This window comes from Pseudolabrys sp. (genome assembly GCF_050250095.1).
Taxonomy (GTDB): domain Bacteria; phylum Pseudomonadota; class Alphaproteobacteria; order Rhizobiales; family Xanthobacteraceae; genus Pseudolabrys.
In genome coordinates, this window is sequence record NZ_JBFWPH010000002.1 from 157,453 (window position 1) to 173,005 (window position 15,553).

The window sequence follows — 15,553 nt, forward strand, 5'->3', positions numbered from 1 at the left end:
TCCTCGGACACAACCATCTTCGCCGCATTGGCCGCATCGAAGCACCGCGACGAATTGTTTCCGAGCAAGAAGCAGGCCAATGGTAAAAGTTGGGCAAACGCGGTCCGGATTAATGTCCGAAGCTTTCACATCTTCGTCATCGCCAACGCTGGAATTCTGAACATATGACAACAAGCGAAACCAACCCGCGGAAGCCGGGATTGCTTGCCGAATTTTTCGGCCCGCTGCTGCCGGCGCGGTTCCGCGCCGACATTCCGACCGTGCCGGTGGTGCGGCTTGCCGGCGTCATCGGTGCGGGCGTACCGCTGCGGCCGGGGCTGACGCTCGGGACAGTGGCGCGGTCGCTCGACAAGGCGTTCGGCATGCGCGGCGCGCGGGCGGTCGCGCTGCTGATCAATTCACCGGGCGGTTCGCCGGCGCAGTCGCATCTGATCTACCGCCGCATCCGCCAGCTGGCCGAGGAAAAGAAGCTCCCGGTTTTCGCCTTCGTCGAGGATCTCGCGGCGTCGGGCGGCTACATGATCGCCTGCGCCGCCGACGAGATCGTCTGCGACACTTTCTCGATCGCCGGCTCGATCGGCGTGGTCGGCGGCTCGTTCGGTTTCGTCAATCTGATCGAGAAGATCGGCGTCGAACGGCGAGTTTACACCTCGGGCGACCGCAAGGTGATGCTCGACCCATTCCTGCCGGAGAAGCCGGAAGACGTGCAGCGGATCAAGGCGCTGCAGAAGAAAATCCACGACGACTTCATTGCGCTGGTGAAGGAGCGACGCGGCACGCGGCTCAAGGGCGATGACGCCACGCTGTTCTCCGGCGAGTTCTGGACCGCCGCGGTCGCCCGCGACCTCGGACTGGTCGACGCCATCGGCGACCTCCGCTCGGTGCTGCGCGCCCGCTACGGCGACAAGGTTCGCACGCCCCTGATCGAAATGAGCCGCGGCTTGCTTGGGCGGCGAATTCCCGGCCTCAGCCGCATGGCCGCGACGCTGGAGAGTCACGGCGACGACATGATCTCCTTGCTCGAAGCGCGGGCCTGGTGGTCGCGTTATGGCTTTTAGGCTGGCTCCTGATCGTCGTCTGACATAGCCTGCCGCGCTTTGCAGGTTCGGGGTCCATGCCGACAATTTCCATCGAAGGCGCTACCATCAACTACGCGCTGTCCGGCGTGGGGCCGGACTGGCTGGTGCTGCTGCACGAGATCGGCGGCACGCTGGAGACCTGGTCGCCTCTGGTGCCGCATCTCGAAAAGCATTTCCGCGTGCTGCGCTACGACCAGCGCGGGGCGGGGGGCTCCTCGCGGATCGAAGGCGCATTCTCGATCGATCGGCAGGTCGAAGACATTGCCGCGCTCACCGCGGCGCTCGGCACGCCCGCGCCATATCATGTCGCCGGCGTCGCGATCGGCGCGGCGCTCGCGATCCGCCACGCCGCGCGCCATCCGGACAGCGTGAAGACGCTGGTGCTGGCCTGTCCCGCGCCCGGCGTCAGCGCCGACCGGATCGACTACCTCGCCGTGCGCGCCGGACAGGTCGAGCGCGAGGGCATGGCGGCGACGGTGGACAATACGCTTGGCAATTCCTGGCCGCCGGAGACGATCCGCGACCGTGCCGTCTACGACGCCTACCGGGCGCGCTTCCTCGCCAACGATCCGGCGAGCTATGCCGCGATCAACCGGGCCTTCGCGAAATTCGACGCCGTGCCGGACCTCGGAGCGATCCGCTGCCCGACGCTCGTTCTTGCCGGCCGCCATGATCGGCTGCGGCCGCCGGATTATGTGCGGGGCATCGCCGCGCAAATCCCAGGTGCTCAACTGAAAGAGGTCGACAGCGGCCACATCATGCCGATGCAGGCGCCGGAGGCGCTGGCCGCCGCGATGGAGGCGTTTTACGGCGAGAATCGACCGCAGAATCCCTAAAATGCGGGCTGTCGTGAAATCGCCTTGTTTACGGCAACACTCGATACCGTCCTGAACCGGAGACGTTCGCCATGCCGCCTTTCGTCATTCCGCCGCTGGTCAAGTGGGCGCTGGCTGCCGCCGGCGGCGCCATGGTCGTGCATTGGGTGGTGCGCGAGGTTCGCCGCATCAACGCGGAGCTGGACCGTGAGCAGGCGCTCAAGGTCCAGATCGCGAAGCATCGGCCGCTGCCGACGCTGCGGCGCGATCCGGCGACCGGCGAATACCGGCTCTGAATCGTCGATTTTTCGAGCATATCGAACGCGCCGGGCAGGAACGCCCGGCGTTGCCGTTTTAGCGGTGGGCCTGCGCGTGGGTGGTCACGGTTGCGCCGAAAAACAGCGCCACGAACAGCCAGCCCAGAATCTGGAACGTCAGCATTTGGCAATCTCCCTGGACGCACCGTGTTTGCCTCGGCGTCCTTGATTATTGGTCGCGAGACTAGCGGCTGAGGTTCAAAACCCCGTAAATCCGGCTGGCTTGACCCCTCGCGGGGGCCGCGAATAGGGTCCCTTTCGATTCCCGTCCTTAACAACTGTTTGCGGACATTGGACGAATTGGTCCGTCGTGCCGCGGGGGCCTGCCGTGTTGGATAACCTCGATCCCGCCCATTCGTTCCAGGGCCTGATCCTCGCCCTCCAGCGTTACTGGGCGGAATGGGGCTGCGTGATCCTGCAGCCCTACGACATGGAGGTCGGCGCCGGCACCTTCCACCCGGCGACCACCCTGCGGGCCTTGGGGCCGAAGCCGTGGAACGCGGCTTACGTCCAGCCTTCGCGGCGTCCGAAGGACGGCCGCTACGGCGAGAACCCGAACCGGCTGCAGCACTACTACCAGTTCCAGGTGATCCTGAAGCCGTCGCCGGGCGACATTCAGGAGCTTTACCTGAAGTCGCTCGCCGCCATCGGCATCGACTCCAAGGTTCACGACATTCGCTTCGTCGAGGACGACTGGGAAAGCCCGACGCTCGGCGCGTGGGGGCTTGGCTGGGAGTGCTGGTGCGACGGCATGGAAGTCTCGCAGTTCACGTATTTCCAGCAGGTCGCCGGCATCGAGTGCGCGCCGGTCGCGGGCGAGCTCACCTACGGCCTCGAGCGCCTCGCGATGTATGTGCAGGGCGTCGATAACGTCTACGACCTCAACTTCAACGGCCTCCAGGGCGACCGCAAGGTGACCTATGGCGATGTGTTCCTGCAGGCCGAACAGGAATATTCCCGCCACAACTTCGAACATGCCGACACCGCGATGCTGTTCGAGCAGTTCAAGATGGCGGAAGCCGCCTGCAGGAAATATCTCGAGGCGGGCTGGCAAAAAAACGAAAAGAGTTCGGACAAGGCCAAGCACCTGATGGTGCTGCCGGCTTACGACCAGTGCATCAAGGCGAGCCACGTCTTCAATCTGCTCGACGCGCGCGGCGTCATTTCCGTCACGGAGCGCCAGAGTTACATCCTGCGCGTGCGCGAACTCGCCAAGGCCTGCGGCGAAGCGTGGCTGAAGACGGCTGCGGGCGGCGCAGCCTGAGATCTCGCCGATGCGCGCCTTCACCGGCGGCGAATTGCGGCTATAGTTGAACCTTCTGCCGCGGGGCTGCGACCCATCCTCATGTCGATCTGGATCATCCTCCTCGTCGTTGTCGTGGCGCTTGTCGCCATTGCGTTCCTTTACAACCGGCTGGTCGGCACCGCGCAGATGGCCGACGAGGCCTGGAGCGGCATCGACGTGCAGTTGAAGCGCCGCGCCGCGCTGGTGCCCAATCTGGTCGAGGTGGTGAAGGGCTATGCCGCGCATGAGCGCGGCCTGCTCGAGCAGCTCACGCAGATGCGCGCCACCGCGCAGGCGGTGCCAGCGGGCGACGTCGCCGGCCGCGCGCAGGCCGAAGGCGCGCTTGGCGTTGCACTCGGCCGGCTGATGGCGGTGGCCGAGGGTTATCCCGACCTGAAGGCCAGCGCGAATTTCCTCGAATTGCAGCGTGAATTATCGAAGCTCGAAAACGACCTGCAGATGTCGCGGCGCTATTACAACGGCGCGGTGCGCAACCAGAACACCCTGGTGCAGACCTTCCCGGTCAACCTGATCGCCGGCGCATTCGGCTTTCGTCCGCGCGCCTATTTCGAGATCGGTGACGCCGCCGAGCGCAACGCGCCGGCGCTGTCGCTTTAGAGCATGATCCCGAAAAGTGGGGACCGGTTTTCGGAAAAGATCATGCTCAAACAAATAAGTTCGATGCGCTGGCTTGCTCTCCTTGTCATCGCGCTTCTCGCCGGTGCGCCGCAGGCGCGCGCCGCGGAACAGATCCTGCGGTTCGACTCCACGGCGAAACTCGCGTCCGATGGCGTGTTGATCGTCACCGAGACGATCCGCGTGCGCGCCGAAGGCCGCGAGATCAGGCGCGGCATTTTCCGGGACTTTCCGCTCACCTTCCGCGACAGGGCAGGCGACCTGCGCACGGTGCCGTTCGCCTTGCTCGACGTGACGCGCGACGGCCGGCCAGAGCCGCATTTCACCGAAAGCCACGGCAATCGCATCCGCATCTATGCCGGCAGCAAAAACGTGACGGTCGCGCCCGGCGAACACACTTACGTCTTCCGCTATCGCACCGCGCGGCAGGTGCGCTGGTTCGACGGCAGGCCGGAACTGAACTGGAACGTCACCGGCAATTTCTGGAACTTCCCGATCCTTGCCGCGAACTACCGGCTCGAACTGCCCGACAGGACGCGCCCGCTGCGCTGGACGGCTTTCACCGGGCGCCTCGGTGCGCGCGGCACGGATTTCAGCGGCGCGGTCGGCAACGACAACGTCCTCACCGTCACGACGACGCGGGCGCTTGCGCCCGGCGAGGGGCTGACCGTGGTTGCGGAAATTCCGCAGGGCGCGGTCAGCGCGCCGAGCGGCGCCGATGAGCTGTATTACGGCTATCTCGATTACAAGCGCTGGATCTTCGGCGGGCTCGGCTTCCTCGCCGTTCTGATCTACTACCTGTTCGCGTGGAGCGCGGTCGGCCGCGACCCGAAGCGCGGCGTCGTCATCCCGCAGTTCGATCCGCCGGGCAATGTGTCGCCGGCGCTCGCCAATTACATCAGCGACTGGGGCTTCAGCGACCGCTGGCGCGCTTTCACGGCCGCTTCGCTGTCGCTCGCGGTCAAGGGCCTGCTGCTGTTCAATCAGGAGGAGGGCAAGGACCTCTCCTACAAGCTGACCGGCAAGCGGCCCGGCACCTCGCCGCAAACCGGCGCGGCCGTGCTGCCGGCCGGCGAGCGCGCGATCTACGACTGGGTCGAAGGACAGGGCGGCGAGGCGACGATCGACAAGGCGCATGGCGCCTCGGTCGCGACCGTCGGCGGCAGTTTCACCAAGGCGATCGAAAGCGAGAGCAAGAACAAGTTTTTCCGCCGCAATCTCGGCTATGCGCTGGCCGGCATTGCGATGACGGTCGCCGTCGTCATCGGCCTGTTCGTCTTCGGCGGGTTGCGTGACGAGGACATCGCCATCGTCGCGGCGACCGGCTTCGGCGGGCTCTGGCTCGGCATGTTCCTGGTGCCGATTGCCATGTCGATCTTCAGCGGCCGCGCCTTTGCGTCCGTGGTGCGCGGCGCGATCCTCGTCGTGATCCTCGGCGCGTTCGTGTCGATCTTCTTCAACATCGCGAACGCCGCGCTGCCGGGCGGCATTTCCGCGCTCGGCGGAATTCTGCTCAAGCTCGGCATCGACAATCCTTACCCGCTGCTGCTGATCGGCGCGTTCACGACGCTCAACGGGTTGTTCCTGTATCTGATGCGCGCGCCGACGGCGCTCGGCCGCCCGATCATGGATCACCTCGAGGGTTTGAAGCTCTATCTCGAGACCGCCGAATCCGACCGCATGAATTATCAGGCGCCGAAAATCACCACCGAGCGCTTCGAGGCGCTGCTGCCTTACGCGGTGGCGCTCGGCGTCGAGAAGCCGTGGGCCGAGGCCTTCAGCGCGGCGCTCGCGCGGGCGCATCCGGACGAGCCCGAGCCGTCCCGCGTCTATGCCCCGTCATGGGGCAGCGGCTGGCGCGGCGGCAACCTCGGCAGCGCGGTGGCGGCGAGCGTCGCCGGCGCCAATGCGGCCTTTGCGAGCGCCGTGCCGGCCTCGTCCGGCTCGTCGGGCTTTTCCTCCGGCGGCGGTGGCGGCTCCGGCGGTGGGGGCGGCGGCGGAGGCGGCGGGGGGTGGTAGCGGGTGACTTCGCGGCGGCGGCTTGCTAGGCAAGCCGCACATCGCGCGCAAAGAGTGCTGCCATGACCGACAAGACCGCCAAGACGCTGCTGCAGATGGCCGGCGCGAACCCCGCGCCCGGCAAGCTCACCGAGGCCGCCGTCGTCATCATCGACGCGCAGAACGAATATGTGACCGGCAAGCTGCCGCTCGAGGGCGTCGACGCCGCGCTGGCCCAGGTCGCCGCGTTGCTCGCCGCCGCGCGCGCCGCCAAGGCCCCCATCATTCACATCGCCCAGCGTGGCCGCCCCGGTGGCCTGTTCGACCCGGAAGGGCCGTCGTTCAAGTTCGCCGCACCCGCCGCGCCGCAGGCCGGCGAGACGGTGATCGAGAAGCCGCTGCCGAACTCCTTCGCCAAGACCACGCTGCACGAGGCTTTGCAGGCCACGGGGCGCAAGCATCTCGTCGTCGCCGGCTTCATGACGCATATGTGCGTGTCCGCCACCGCGCGCTCGGCAGTCGATCACGGCTACGGCGTCACCGTCGTGTCCGACGCGGTCGCGACCCGCAGCCTGCCGGACCCGCTCGGCGGCGCGGACCTCACCGCGGCGCAGGTGCATCGCACCGCGCTCGCCGAGCTGGCCGACCGTTTCGCAACAATAGCCCGCGTCGCCGACATCAAAGCCTGATCCCGAAGACCTACTCCAAAGACCGCCAATGCCCGACCTTCTGCTTGAATTCTTCTCCGAGGAAATCCCGGCCCGCATGCAGCCGCGCGCGGCCGACGACCTGAAAAAGCTCGTCACCGACGCGCTGGTCGATGCCGGTCTCGTCTATGAGGGCGCCAAGGCGTTCGCGACGCCTCGTCGCCTCGCGCTGTCGGTGCACGGCCTGCCGGTGCGCTCGCCGGACACCAAGGAAGAGCGCAAGGGTCCGAAGGTCGGCGCGCCGGAACAGGCGATTGCCGGTTTCGTCAAGGCGGCGGGCCTGAAGTCGATTAGCGATGCGAAGGTCCAGCAGGACAAGAAGGGCGATTTCTATCTCGCGGTGATCGAGAAGCCGGGCCGCCCGGCCATCGAGGTGATTTCCGACATCGTGCCGAAGGTCGTGCGCGGCTTCCCGTGGCCGAAGTCGATGCGCTGGGGCGAGGCCTCCGCGAAGGAGGGCGCGCTCAACTGGGTGCGGCCGCTGCATTCGATCATCGCGACCTTCGGGCCGGAAACCGAAGACCCGGAGATCGTGCCGATCGCGGTCGATGGCGTCGCTTCGGGCAACACCACGCACGGCCACCGCTTCATGGCGCCGGCGCAGATCACGGTGAAACGTTTCGACGACTATGTGTCGAAGCTCGAAGCTGCCAAGGTCGTGCTCGATCCCGCGCGCCGCAAGGAGATGATCCTGACCGACGCGCGCAATCTCGCTTTCGCGCAAGGCTACGAGCTGGTCGAGGACGAGGGGCTGCTGACGGAGGTGGCGGGGCTGACCGAATGGCCGGTGCCGCTGATGGGCGAATTCGACAAGGCGTTCCTTGCGATCCCCGACGAGGTGATCCGCGCCACCATCCGCATCAACCAGAAATGCTTTGTGCTGCGCGATCCGCAAACATCGAAGCTGGTCAATAAATTCATTCTGGTGGCGAACGAGGAAGCCTCGGACGGCGGCCAGAAGATCGTCGCCGGCAACGAGCGCGTGATCCGCGCGCGGCTGTCCGACGCGAAGTTTTTCTACGACACCGACCTCAAGACCAGGCTCGAGGCGCGGCTGCCGAAGTTCGAGCACATCGTGTTCCACGAGAAGCTTGGCACGCAGGCGGAACATGTGATGCGCATAATGTCAGTCGCACGCATAGTGGGCGATAAAATCGAAGCACAGTTTCAAGCCGGCGAGAAATATAAAGGAAGTTCTGCGCTTTTTCATAATCACGTTCAGCGAGCCGCTTACCTCTGTAAAGCTGATTTACTTACAGAGATCGTTGGCGAGTTTCCCGAAGTGCAAGGTCTAATGGGCCGCTATTATGCCGAAGCGCAGGGTGAGGACGAGGCCGTTGCTCATGCGATTGAAGATCATTGGAAGCCGCAAGGGGCTGATGATCTTGTGCCGTCTGATCCAGTTGCGATCGCTGTCGCGCTGGCTGACAAGATCGACATGCTACGGTGTTTTTGGGCCATTCCTGAAAAGCCGTCGGGCTCAAAAGATCCATACGCTCTTCGGCGGGCGGCTCTCGGCGTCTTAAGAATCATTTTGGAAAATGGCGTTCGTCTTCCATTTGTTGAATTTTTGACATTGCTACTTGGTGAAATGCTGGACAAGATTCGTCCAATCGAACAAGAGCCTTCGGATGCTCTAGAGCAACTTTTTGCGTCGGTTAGTCCAGTATTACTTGAGGATATTAGCAAGAGAGTTGAAATCTTCCCTGACCCGAATGAGAGGCTTCGAGCTGCTAGGTCGCTCATCGCGTACTTTGACCTTATCGCTTTCATGGCGGAAAGGCTGAAGTTCTATCTGCGTAGTCGTGGTGCTCGGCATGATCTGGTGGATGCTGTCTTTGCGCTTGGTGGGTTGTTTGGCGATGATTTTTTGATGGTGACACGCCGCGTCGAGGCGCTCGGCAAATTCCTCGAGACCGACGACGGCAAGAACCTGCTCGCCGGTTTCAAGCGCGCCGCCAACATTCTCCGCATCGAGGAGAAGAAGGACGGCAAGGCCTATGACGGCGCGCCGGATGCCGCGCTCTACCAGCAGGCCGAGGAGAAGGCGCTGGCCGCTGCCGTCGACAGTGCCGGCAAGGACGCCGCCGGGGCGGTCGCCAGGGAAGACTTCGCCGCCGCCATGAGCGCGATGGCGAAACTGCGCCCGGCGGTCGATTTCTTCTTCGACAAGGTGACGGTGAACGCGGACGACAAACCCGTGCGCGAGAATCGCCTCAAGCTCCTGAACCGGATTCGCGAGGCGACCCGCGCGGTGGCGGATTTCTCAAGGATCGAGGGTTGAGACCTTCTCTCAGCCGTCATCGCCCGCGAAGGCGGGCGATCCAGTACACACCAATGCAGGCAGTCGTTTACTGGATGCCCCGCTTTCGCGGGGCATGACAGCCAGGGAGTGGATAGCGGGAACTAAGCGGCCGCGAATCCGTTATTCCCCGCAGGCGTCAATTCCGGCGCTTCCGCGAGGGGAAATTGCCATGGTCGTCAGCGTTGCCAATCTGTCGCCGATTATCGCGATTGTCGCCGGGGTCCTTATTTTGGTCATGCCCCGGCTGCTCAATTACATCGTGGCGATCTACCTGATCCTGGTCGGCATCCTCGGGCTCGGCATCATCCGCTGACGTCCGAAAGTTATCCCGCCGGGAGGGGGCGGTGGGCTTGCACCGGCAGGCCCGCCCGTGTTTTTTGACGCCACCGAAACCCAAGGTGCGCGTCGTCATGGCCAAACGCTCGTCCGTTAAGTCCGCGTCGAAGAAGGCGAAATCCCGCAAATCTCTGCCGAAAAAGGCGCGGCGCTCCGCCGCGAAAGCCGCTCCGCGCAAGGGGCAGGCCAAGGCTTCCGGCAAGAATGCCGGCAAGGCCGGCAAGTGGGTCTATGCCTTCGGCGGCGGCAAGGCGGAAGGCCGCTCCGGCATGAAGGACCTGCTCGGCGGCAAGGGCGCGAACCTCGCCGAGATGGCGAACCTCGGCCTGCCGGTGCCGCCCGGCTTCACCATCACCACCGGCGTCTGCACCTATTATTACGCCAACAGCAACAAATACCCGAAAGAGCTGAAAGCCCAGGTCGAAGCCGCGCTCGCCCGCGTCGGCAAGATCACCGGCAAGGCGTTCGGTGACGCGAAGAACCCGCTGCTCGTCTCGGTGCGCTCCGGCGCCCGCGCGTCGATGCCGGGCATGATGGACACCGTCCTCAACCTCGGCCTCAACGACCGGACGGTGGAGGCGCTCGCCGCCAAGTCGGGCGACCGCCGTTTCGCCTATGACAGCTATCGCCGCTTCATCACGATGTATTCGGACGTGGTGCTCGGCGTCGGCCACGATCATTTCGAGGAACTGCTCGACCACCACAAGGAGCAGAAAGGCTACGCCAACGACACCGACTTGACCGCCGACGACTGGGCGGAGCTGGTCGTGCGCTACAAGAAGCGCGTGCAGGACGAGCGCGGCAAGCCGTTCCCGCAGGACCCGCACGAACAGTTGTGGGGCGCGATCGGCGCGGTGTTCGGTTCGTGGATGAACCAGCGCGCCATCACCTATCGCCGGCTGCACAGCATCCCGGAAAGCTGGGGCACCGCCGTCAACGTGCAGGCGATGGTGTTCGGCAACATGGGCGAGACATCGGCCACCGGCGTCGCCTTCACGCGCAATCCCTCGACCGGCGAGAAGAAGCTCTACGGCGAATTCCTCATCAACGCGCAGGGCGAGGATGTCGTCGCCGGCATCCGCACGCCGCAGGAAATCAGCGAGGACGCGCGCAAGGAAGCCGGTTCCGACAAGCCGTCGATGGAGCAGGCGCTGCCCGCCGCCTACAAGGAACTCACCCGCATCTACAACCTGCTGGAGCGGCACTACCGCGACATGCAGGACCTCGAATTCACCGTCGAGCAGGGCAAGCTGTGGATGCTGCAGACCCGCTCCGGCAAGCGCACCGCGAAGGCCGCGCTGCGCATCGCGGTGGAGCTTGCGAGCGAAAAGCTCATCACGAAGAACGAGGCGGTGCTGCGCGTCGATCCGGCCTCGCTCGACCAGTTGCTGCATCCGACCATCGACCCGAAGGCCGAACGCAAGATCGTCGCCACCGGTCTGCCGGCCTCGCCCGGCGCCGCGACCGGCGAGATCGTCTTCACCGCCGACGAGGCGACGCAACTCAAGGCCGACGGCCGCAAGGTCATTCTGGTGCGCGTCGAGACCTCGCCGGAAGACATTCACGGCATGCATGCCGCCGAAGGCATCCTGACGACGCGCGGCGGCATGACCTCGCATGCGGCGGTGGTCGCGCGTGGCATGGGCAAACCCTGCGTCTCCGGCGCCGGATCGATCCGCGTCGATACGGCGGGCCGCACGATGACGGTCGCCGGCCAGCAGTTCAAGCAGGGCGACTATATCACGGTCGACGGTTCGACCGGTCAGGTGCTCGCCGGCAAGGTCGACATGGTCGAGCCGCAGCTGTCCGGCGAATTCGCCACGCTGATCGGCTGGGCCGACAGCGTGCGCAAGCTCGGCGTGCGCGCCAATGCCGATACGCCGGCCGACGCGCGGGCCGCCGTGCGGTTCGGCGCCGAAGGCATCGGTTTGTGCCGCACCGAGCACATGTTCTTCGACGAGGAGCGCATCCAGGCGGTGCGCGAGATGATCCTCGCCAACGACTCCGAAGCGCGCCGTGCCGCGCTCGCGAAAATCCTGCCGATGCAGCGCGGCGACTTCGTCGAGCTGTTCGAGATCATGGCGGGCCGGCCGGTCACCATCCGCCTGCTGGATCCGCCGCTGCACGAGTTCCTGCCGCATGGCGACAAGGAAATCGCGGAAGTGGCCGCCGCGATGGGCGCCGACCCGCGCCGCCTGAAAGATCGCGCCGAGGAACTGGCCGAGTTCAACCCGATGCTCGGCTTCCGCGGCTGCCGCATTGCCATTGCGTACCCGGAAATCGCCGAGATGCAGGCCCGCGCCATCTTCGAGGCGGCGGTCGAGGCGGCGAAGCGCACCGGCAAGCCCGTTGTGCCCGAAGTCATGGTACCGCTGATCGCGACCAAGGCCGAGCTCGATCTCGTCAAGGCCCGCATCGACGACGCCGCGAAAGCCGTGAAGAAGGAAACCGGCGCGAAGCTCAACTATCAGGTCGGCACCATGATCGAGCTGCCGCGGGCCTCGCTGATGGCCGGCGAGATCGCCGAAAGCGCCGAGTTCTTCTCGTTCGGCACCAACGATCTGACCCAGACCACCTTCGGCATCTCGCGCGACGACGCCGCGAGCTTCCTCGGCACCTATACGGCGCGCGGCATCCTGCCGGGCGATCCCTTCGTGTCGATCGACCCCGAGGGCGTCGGCGAACTGGTGCGGATCGGCGTCGAGCGCGGCCGCAAGGTGCGGCCGAAGCTTAAAGTGGGCATCTGCGGCGAGCATGGCGGCGACCCCGCCTCGGTCGCGTTCTGTCACCGCACCGATCTCGATTATGTGTCGTGTTCGCCGTTCCGCGTGCCGATCGCGCGGCTTGCCGCCGCGCAGGCCGCGCTCGGCGAGGACGCCGCCAGCCAGGCGTAACTCCCGTAGTCGTCCCGGCCGAGCCATAAGCGCGCGTCTGCGCGCGTTGGCGAGGGCCGGGACCCATAGCCTCCGCTTCAAAGATTACGACGGGCGATGGTGATTATGGGTCCCCGCCTTCGCGGGGACGACGAGAAACCTAGACCGCCACCTTGCGCAGGAAGGTCTCGACCTCGGACCGCAGCTCAGAGACCGCGCTTTCGACCGTCTCCGAGGCGGTGAGCACCGTCTCGGCGGCGTTGCGGGTGTCGTTGGCTGCGTTGCTGACGTCGCTCAGCACCGCGACGACATTGCCGGTGCCCTGCGCCGCGTTGGCGACGCTCTGCGAAATCTCTCCGGTCGCCGCGCTCTGTTCGTCGATCGCCGCGGCGACGCCGGTGGTCGCTTCGTTGATGCCCTGCATGCGCGCCGCGATCTGGCGGATCGCCGCGACCGCGCTGGTGGTCGAGTTCTGCACCGCCTCGACATAGCTCGCGATGTCCTCGGTCGCCTTGGCAGTCTGCACCGCGAGCGATTTCACTTCCGAGGCGACCACCGCGAAGCCGCGGCCGGCTTCGCCCGCGCGCGCCGCCTCGATGGTGGCGTTGAGCGCGAGCAGGTTGGTCTGTCCGGCGATGTCGCGGATCAGCTTGATGACGTCGCCGATCTTCTGCGCGTCGTCAGCCAGCGCGCCGATCTGGCCGTCGGTTTTCTGCGCCTCGCCGGCGGCGAGGCGGATCGTCTCACTCGCGCTGTTGAGCTGCACGCAAATCTCGCCGATCGAGCGGGACAGTTCCTCGGCCGCGATCGCGGCCGCTTCGACGTTCATCGAGGCTTCGTTGAAGGAGCCGACGGCGCTCTCGGCGCGCTGCCTCGTGTGGTCGGATGACCCGAACAGCGTCCTGGCGGTCGCCCGCATCGCCTCGGCATTCGCCCCGACGCTCGACAGCAGCCGCTCGGCGAGCGGGCGGAAGCCGGCGATGGCCTTGTCGATGGCGGCGCGGCGGCCCTCCATCTCGCGGATCGCGATGCGCTCCTGCTCGGCCTTGCGCTGCTCGGTGACGTCTTCGTGAGTGGACACCCAGCCGCCGTCGGGCAACGGCACATTGATGACGTGGACGAGGCGTCCGTCGCTCGCCTCGACCACCTTCGGCGCGGTGTCGCCGGTGCGCACGGTCTCGAGGATCTGCTTGCAGTAGGTATCGACGTCGCCTTTCAGCAGGCCGGTGTCCTTGCGGTGCTGCATCACGTCGCGCAGCAGCGCACCCGGCTTCACGATCTTGTCGGAGAGGCCGTACATCTCGAGATAGCGCCGATTGATGAGGGCGATGCGATGATTGGCGTCGTAGGTGCACAGGCCCTGCGACATATTGTTGATCGAGGTTTCGATCTGCTCGACATGGCGGCGCAGGCGGCGGACCAGCACGGCGCACATCGTCAGCGCGGCGGCGGCGACGCCGGCAGCGAGATAGGTCTCGGATGCGAGTCCGTTGAGAAGGTCGGAAATCATCGCTCCCAGCCGCCGGAAAGGTGCGTGGCCAATATCCCGGCCAGCGGTTGCGATAGGGTTAACGGTTCTTGACCGTTGCTCGCGTGCGCCGAGGTGACGGACGGACCAAGCCGCCCGTGCGCCGTGGTTCATGCGGGTTAACGGCTTCGCAAGGTTAATGAGACCATAAAGGAAAGGGCGGCATTCTCATCGTCCGTGCGTAAGTGCGGATGCGGACAGCGTTTGTAGCGTGGCGTAGGCGTAGCAATGTGGACCTCGCGTAACAGGCGCCGGCGTGCGCTCTCGGTCTTTGCCGCCGGCACCGTCCTGCTGACGTTGCAGCCCAACCCCATCGGCTATCAGGATCTCGGTGCGCTGATCGCGCGCCGCCAGTCGGTCAGCGACAGCTGGCGGCGCCACATCATCGCTTCGCCGTTCGGCACCATCCACGCCGCGACCTTCTCGATGCCGCGCCCGCTCGGCGCCACGGTGCCGCGTCCGCCGCTCTACGTGCTGGCGAGCGTCGATCCGAACGGCATCACCGGCGCGATCGGCCGCGAACTGTTCGGCGATGCCGATGCGCCGTTGCAGTTCCCGCACGTCAATCGCGCCGCCAAGCGCGATGCACTGATCGGCCGCAAGCGCCTTCCGCTGCCGCCGATGCCGTTCCCGCCTGCGCCGGCCGCGCCCGTGGGCGGCGATCTGCTCGCCAAGCTCAAGGACGGCAAGATCGACGACCGCTTCGGCAAGTTCACCGATGTCGAGGCGCCGTCTCCGCCGGACAGCGCGACGGTGCCGGAGATCGACCTGTCGCATGTCGATCTGCCTTACGTCGATATGCCGCCGACCGATCTTGCCGCGACCGACAAGAGGGCCGGCAAGGGCGGCAGCGACAAGGACGACGACATCTATTTCGGGATCGATCCGGTCGGCACGCTGAACGCCGCGATCGCGCCCTATGCGCCGGGCGCCGCGCCGATCGTTGTCGCTCCCTCGGGCGATCCGGACATCAAGCAGGCAGCGCTGACGCCGGGCGCGAATGCCGCCGACAAGGAAGAGGGCGAGTCGGTCGCGCGCAAGGGCGTCGTCACCGGCGAGAACCAGCGGCCGATGTCTCCGGCGGAGCGTCTGAAGATCGCCGGTGCGTCGCGCGCCAAGGCCGAGAAGTGCCTCGCCAATGCCGTCTACTTCGAGTCGCGCGGCGAGCCGGTGAAGGGTCAGATCGCCGTCGCGCAGGTGGTGATGAACCGCGTCTTCTCGCCGTTCTATCCCAACGACGTCTGCGGCGTCGTTTACCAGAACGCGCACCGCCATCTCGCCTGCCAGTTCACCTTCGCCTGCGACGGCATTCCCGATGTCGTCACCGAACCGGACGCCTGGGCGCGGGCCAAGCGCATCGCCCGCGACACGCTGGACGGCAAGCTGTGGATGCCGGAGATCGCCAAGGCGACGCACTACCACGCCTATTGGGTTCGGCCGAGCTGGGTCGGCGAGATGCGCCGCGTCTACAAGCTCGGCGTCCACACCTTCTACCGCCCGCGCAACTGGGGTGACGGCTCCGACGAGCCGACCTGGGGCGACGCCGCCGCGACCCGGATCGCCGCGGAAAAAATGTAGGGAATTCAATCGGCTGGTTGCCGAGCCATGCAGGCTGCAAATGGCTCGGATCACGAATATTCGTTGTCGCCGGTGCGACGGCCTCTATATGTTGCC

General features: G+C 65.7%; 12 protein-coding genes. 11 read left to right on the forward strand and 1 reads right to left on the reverse strand.

What is annotated here, in order from left to right; genetic code table 11:
* The first annotated feature begins 164 nt into the window (after positions 1–164).
* The 10 genes from AB7F10_RS06065 (at position 165) to ppdK (ending at position 12,372) form a co-directional block, all read left to right on the forward strand.
* Positions 165–1,058 carry a S49 family peptidase gene (locus tag AB7F10_RS06065; protein ID WP_428559652.1) on the forward strand — a complete coding sequence of 298 codons (894 nt, stop codon included), beginning with the start codon at positions 165–167 and terminating at the stop codon, positions 1,056–1,058.
* Between the two features lie 56 nt (positions 1,059–1,114).
* On the forward strand, positions 1,115–1,915 hold the full coding sequence (locus AB7F10_RS06070) for an alpha/beta fold hydrolase (protein ID WP_428559650.1): 801 nt from the start codon (positions 1,115–1,117) through the stop codon (positions 1,913–1,915).
* A gap of 71 nt (positions 1,916–1,986) precedes the next feature.
* Positions 1,987–2,190 (forward strand): hypothetical protein, encoded by a 204-nt coding sequence (locus tag AB7F10_RS06075; RefSeq protein ID WP_428559648.1) that lies wholly within the window; start codon positions 1,987–1,989, stop codon positions 2,188–2,190.
* A gap of 352 nt (positions 2,191–2,542) precedes the next feature.
* Positions 2,543–3,475 (forward strand): glycine--tRNA ligase subunit alpha, encoded by a 933-nt coding sequence (locus AB7F10_RS06080; protein ID WP_428560038.1) that lies wholly within the window; start codon positions 2,543–2,545, stop codon positions 3,473–3,475.
* An 87-nt stretch (positions 3,476–3,562) separates the two neighbouring features.
* Entirely contained in the window at positions 3,563–4,114 is a 552-nt protein-coding gene (locus tag AB7F10_RS06085; protein ID WP_428560035.1) for a LemA family protein, read from the forward strand.
* A 42-nt stretch (positions 4,115–4,156) separates the two neighbouring features.
* Complete coding sequence (locus tag AB7F10_RS06090; protein ID WP_428559645.1) at positions 4,157–6,151, forward strand: DUF2207 domain-containing protein; 1,995 nt, start codon at positions 4,157–4,159, stop codon at positions 6,149–6,151.
* Positions 6,152–6,213: 62 nt separating this feature from the next.
* Positions 6,214–6,819 carry a cysteine hydrolase family protein gene (locus AB7F10_RS06095; protein ID WP_428559643.1) on the forward strand — a complete coding sequence of 202 codons (606 nt, stop codon included), beginning with the start codon at positions 6,214–6,216 and terminating at the stop codon, positions 6,817–6,819.
* Positions 6,820–6,847: 28 nt separating this feature from the next.
* Positions 6,848–9,121 (forward strand): glycine--tRNA ligase subunit beta, encoded by a 2,274-nt coding sequence (gene glyS / locus AB7F10_RS06100; RefSeq protein ID WP_428559640.1) that lies wholly within the window; start codon positions 6,848–6,850, stop codon positions 9,119–9,121.
* A gap of 190 nt (positions 9,122–9,311) precedes the next feature.
* Positions 9,312–9,455: a DUF3096 domain-containing protein gene (locus AB7F10_RS06105; protein WP_428559638.1), complete on the forward strand. Its 144-nt coding sequence runs from the start codon at positions 9,312–9,314 to the stop codon at positions 9,453–9,455.
* 97 nt (positions 9,456–9,552) lie between these two features.
* Positions 9,553–12,372 carry a pyruvate, phosphate dikinase gene (gene ppdK / locus AB7F10_RS06110; protein ID WP_428559636.1) on the forward strand — a complete coding sequence of 940 codons (2,820 nt, stop codon included), beginning with the start codon at positions 9,553–9,555 and terminating at the stop codon, positions 12,370–12,372.
* A gap of 139 nt (positions 12,373–12,511) precedes the next feature.
* On the opposite strand, the gene AB7F10_RS06115 is transcribed toward ppdK, so the two are convergent.
* Positions 12,512–13,861, reverse strand: coding sequence for a PAS-domain containing protein (locus AB7F10_RS06115; RefSeq protein WP_428559634.1), 1,350 nt, complete (start codon positions 13,859–13,861; stop codon positions 12,512–12,514).
* Between the two features lie 246 nt (positions 13,862–14,107).
* Between AB7F10_RS06115 and AB7F10_RS06120 the strand changes: the two genes are divergently transcribed.
* Entirely contained in the window at positions 14,108–15,457 is a 1,350-nt protein-coding gene (locus tag AB7F10_RS06120) for a cell wall hydrolase (RefSeq protein WP_428559631.1), read from the forward strand.
* Positions 15,458–15,553 lie beyond the last annotated feature (96 nt).

What these genes read in the sequence shown, in the direction of transcription:
- AB7F10_RS06105 (WP_428559638.1), top strand. Translation starts at nt 9,312, where the DNA reads ATGGTCGTCAGCGTTGCCAATCTGTCGCCGATTATCGCGATTGTCGCC.
- AB7F10_RS06090 (WP_428559645.1), top strand. Translation starts at nt 4,157, where the DNA reads ATGCTCAAACAAATAAGTTCGATGCGCTGGCTTGCTCTCCTTGTCATC.
- ppdK (WP_428559636.1), top strand. Translation starts at nt 9,553, where the DNA reads ATGGCCAAACGCTCGTCCGTTAAGTCCGCGTCGAAGAAGGCGAAATCC.
- AB7F10_RS06070 (WP_428559650.1), top strand. Translation starts at nt 1,115, where the DNA reads ATGCCGACAATTTCCATCGAAGGCGCTACCATCAACTACGCGCTGTCC.
- glyS (WP_428559640.1), top strand. Translation starts at nt 6,848, where the DNA reads ATGCCCGACCTTCTGCTTGAATTCTTCTCCGAGGAAATCCCGGCCCGC.
- AB7F10_RS06115 (WP_428559634.1), bottom strand. Translation starts at nt 13,861, where the DNA reads ATGATTTCCGACCTTCTCAACGGACTCGCATCCGAGACCTATCTCGCT.
- AB7F10_RS06095 (WP_428559643.1), top strand. Translation starts at nt 6,214, where the DNA reads ATGACCGACAAGACCGCCAAGACGCTGCTGCAGATGGCCGGCGCGAAC.
- AB7F10_RS06065 (WP_428559652.1), top strand. Translation starts at nt 165, where the DNA reads ATGACAACAAGCGAAACCAACCCGCGGAAGCCGGGATTGCTTGCCGAA.
- AB7F10_RS06120 (WP_428559631.1), top strand. Translation starts at nt 14,108, where the DNA reads ATGTGGACCTCGCGTAACAGGCGCCGGCGTGCGCTCTCGGTCTTTGCC.
- AB7F10_RS06075 (WP_428559648.1), top strand. Translation starts at nt 1,987, where the DNA reads ATGCCGCCTTTCGTCATTCCGCCGCTGGTCAAGTGGGCGCTGGCTGCC.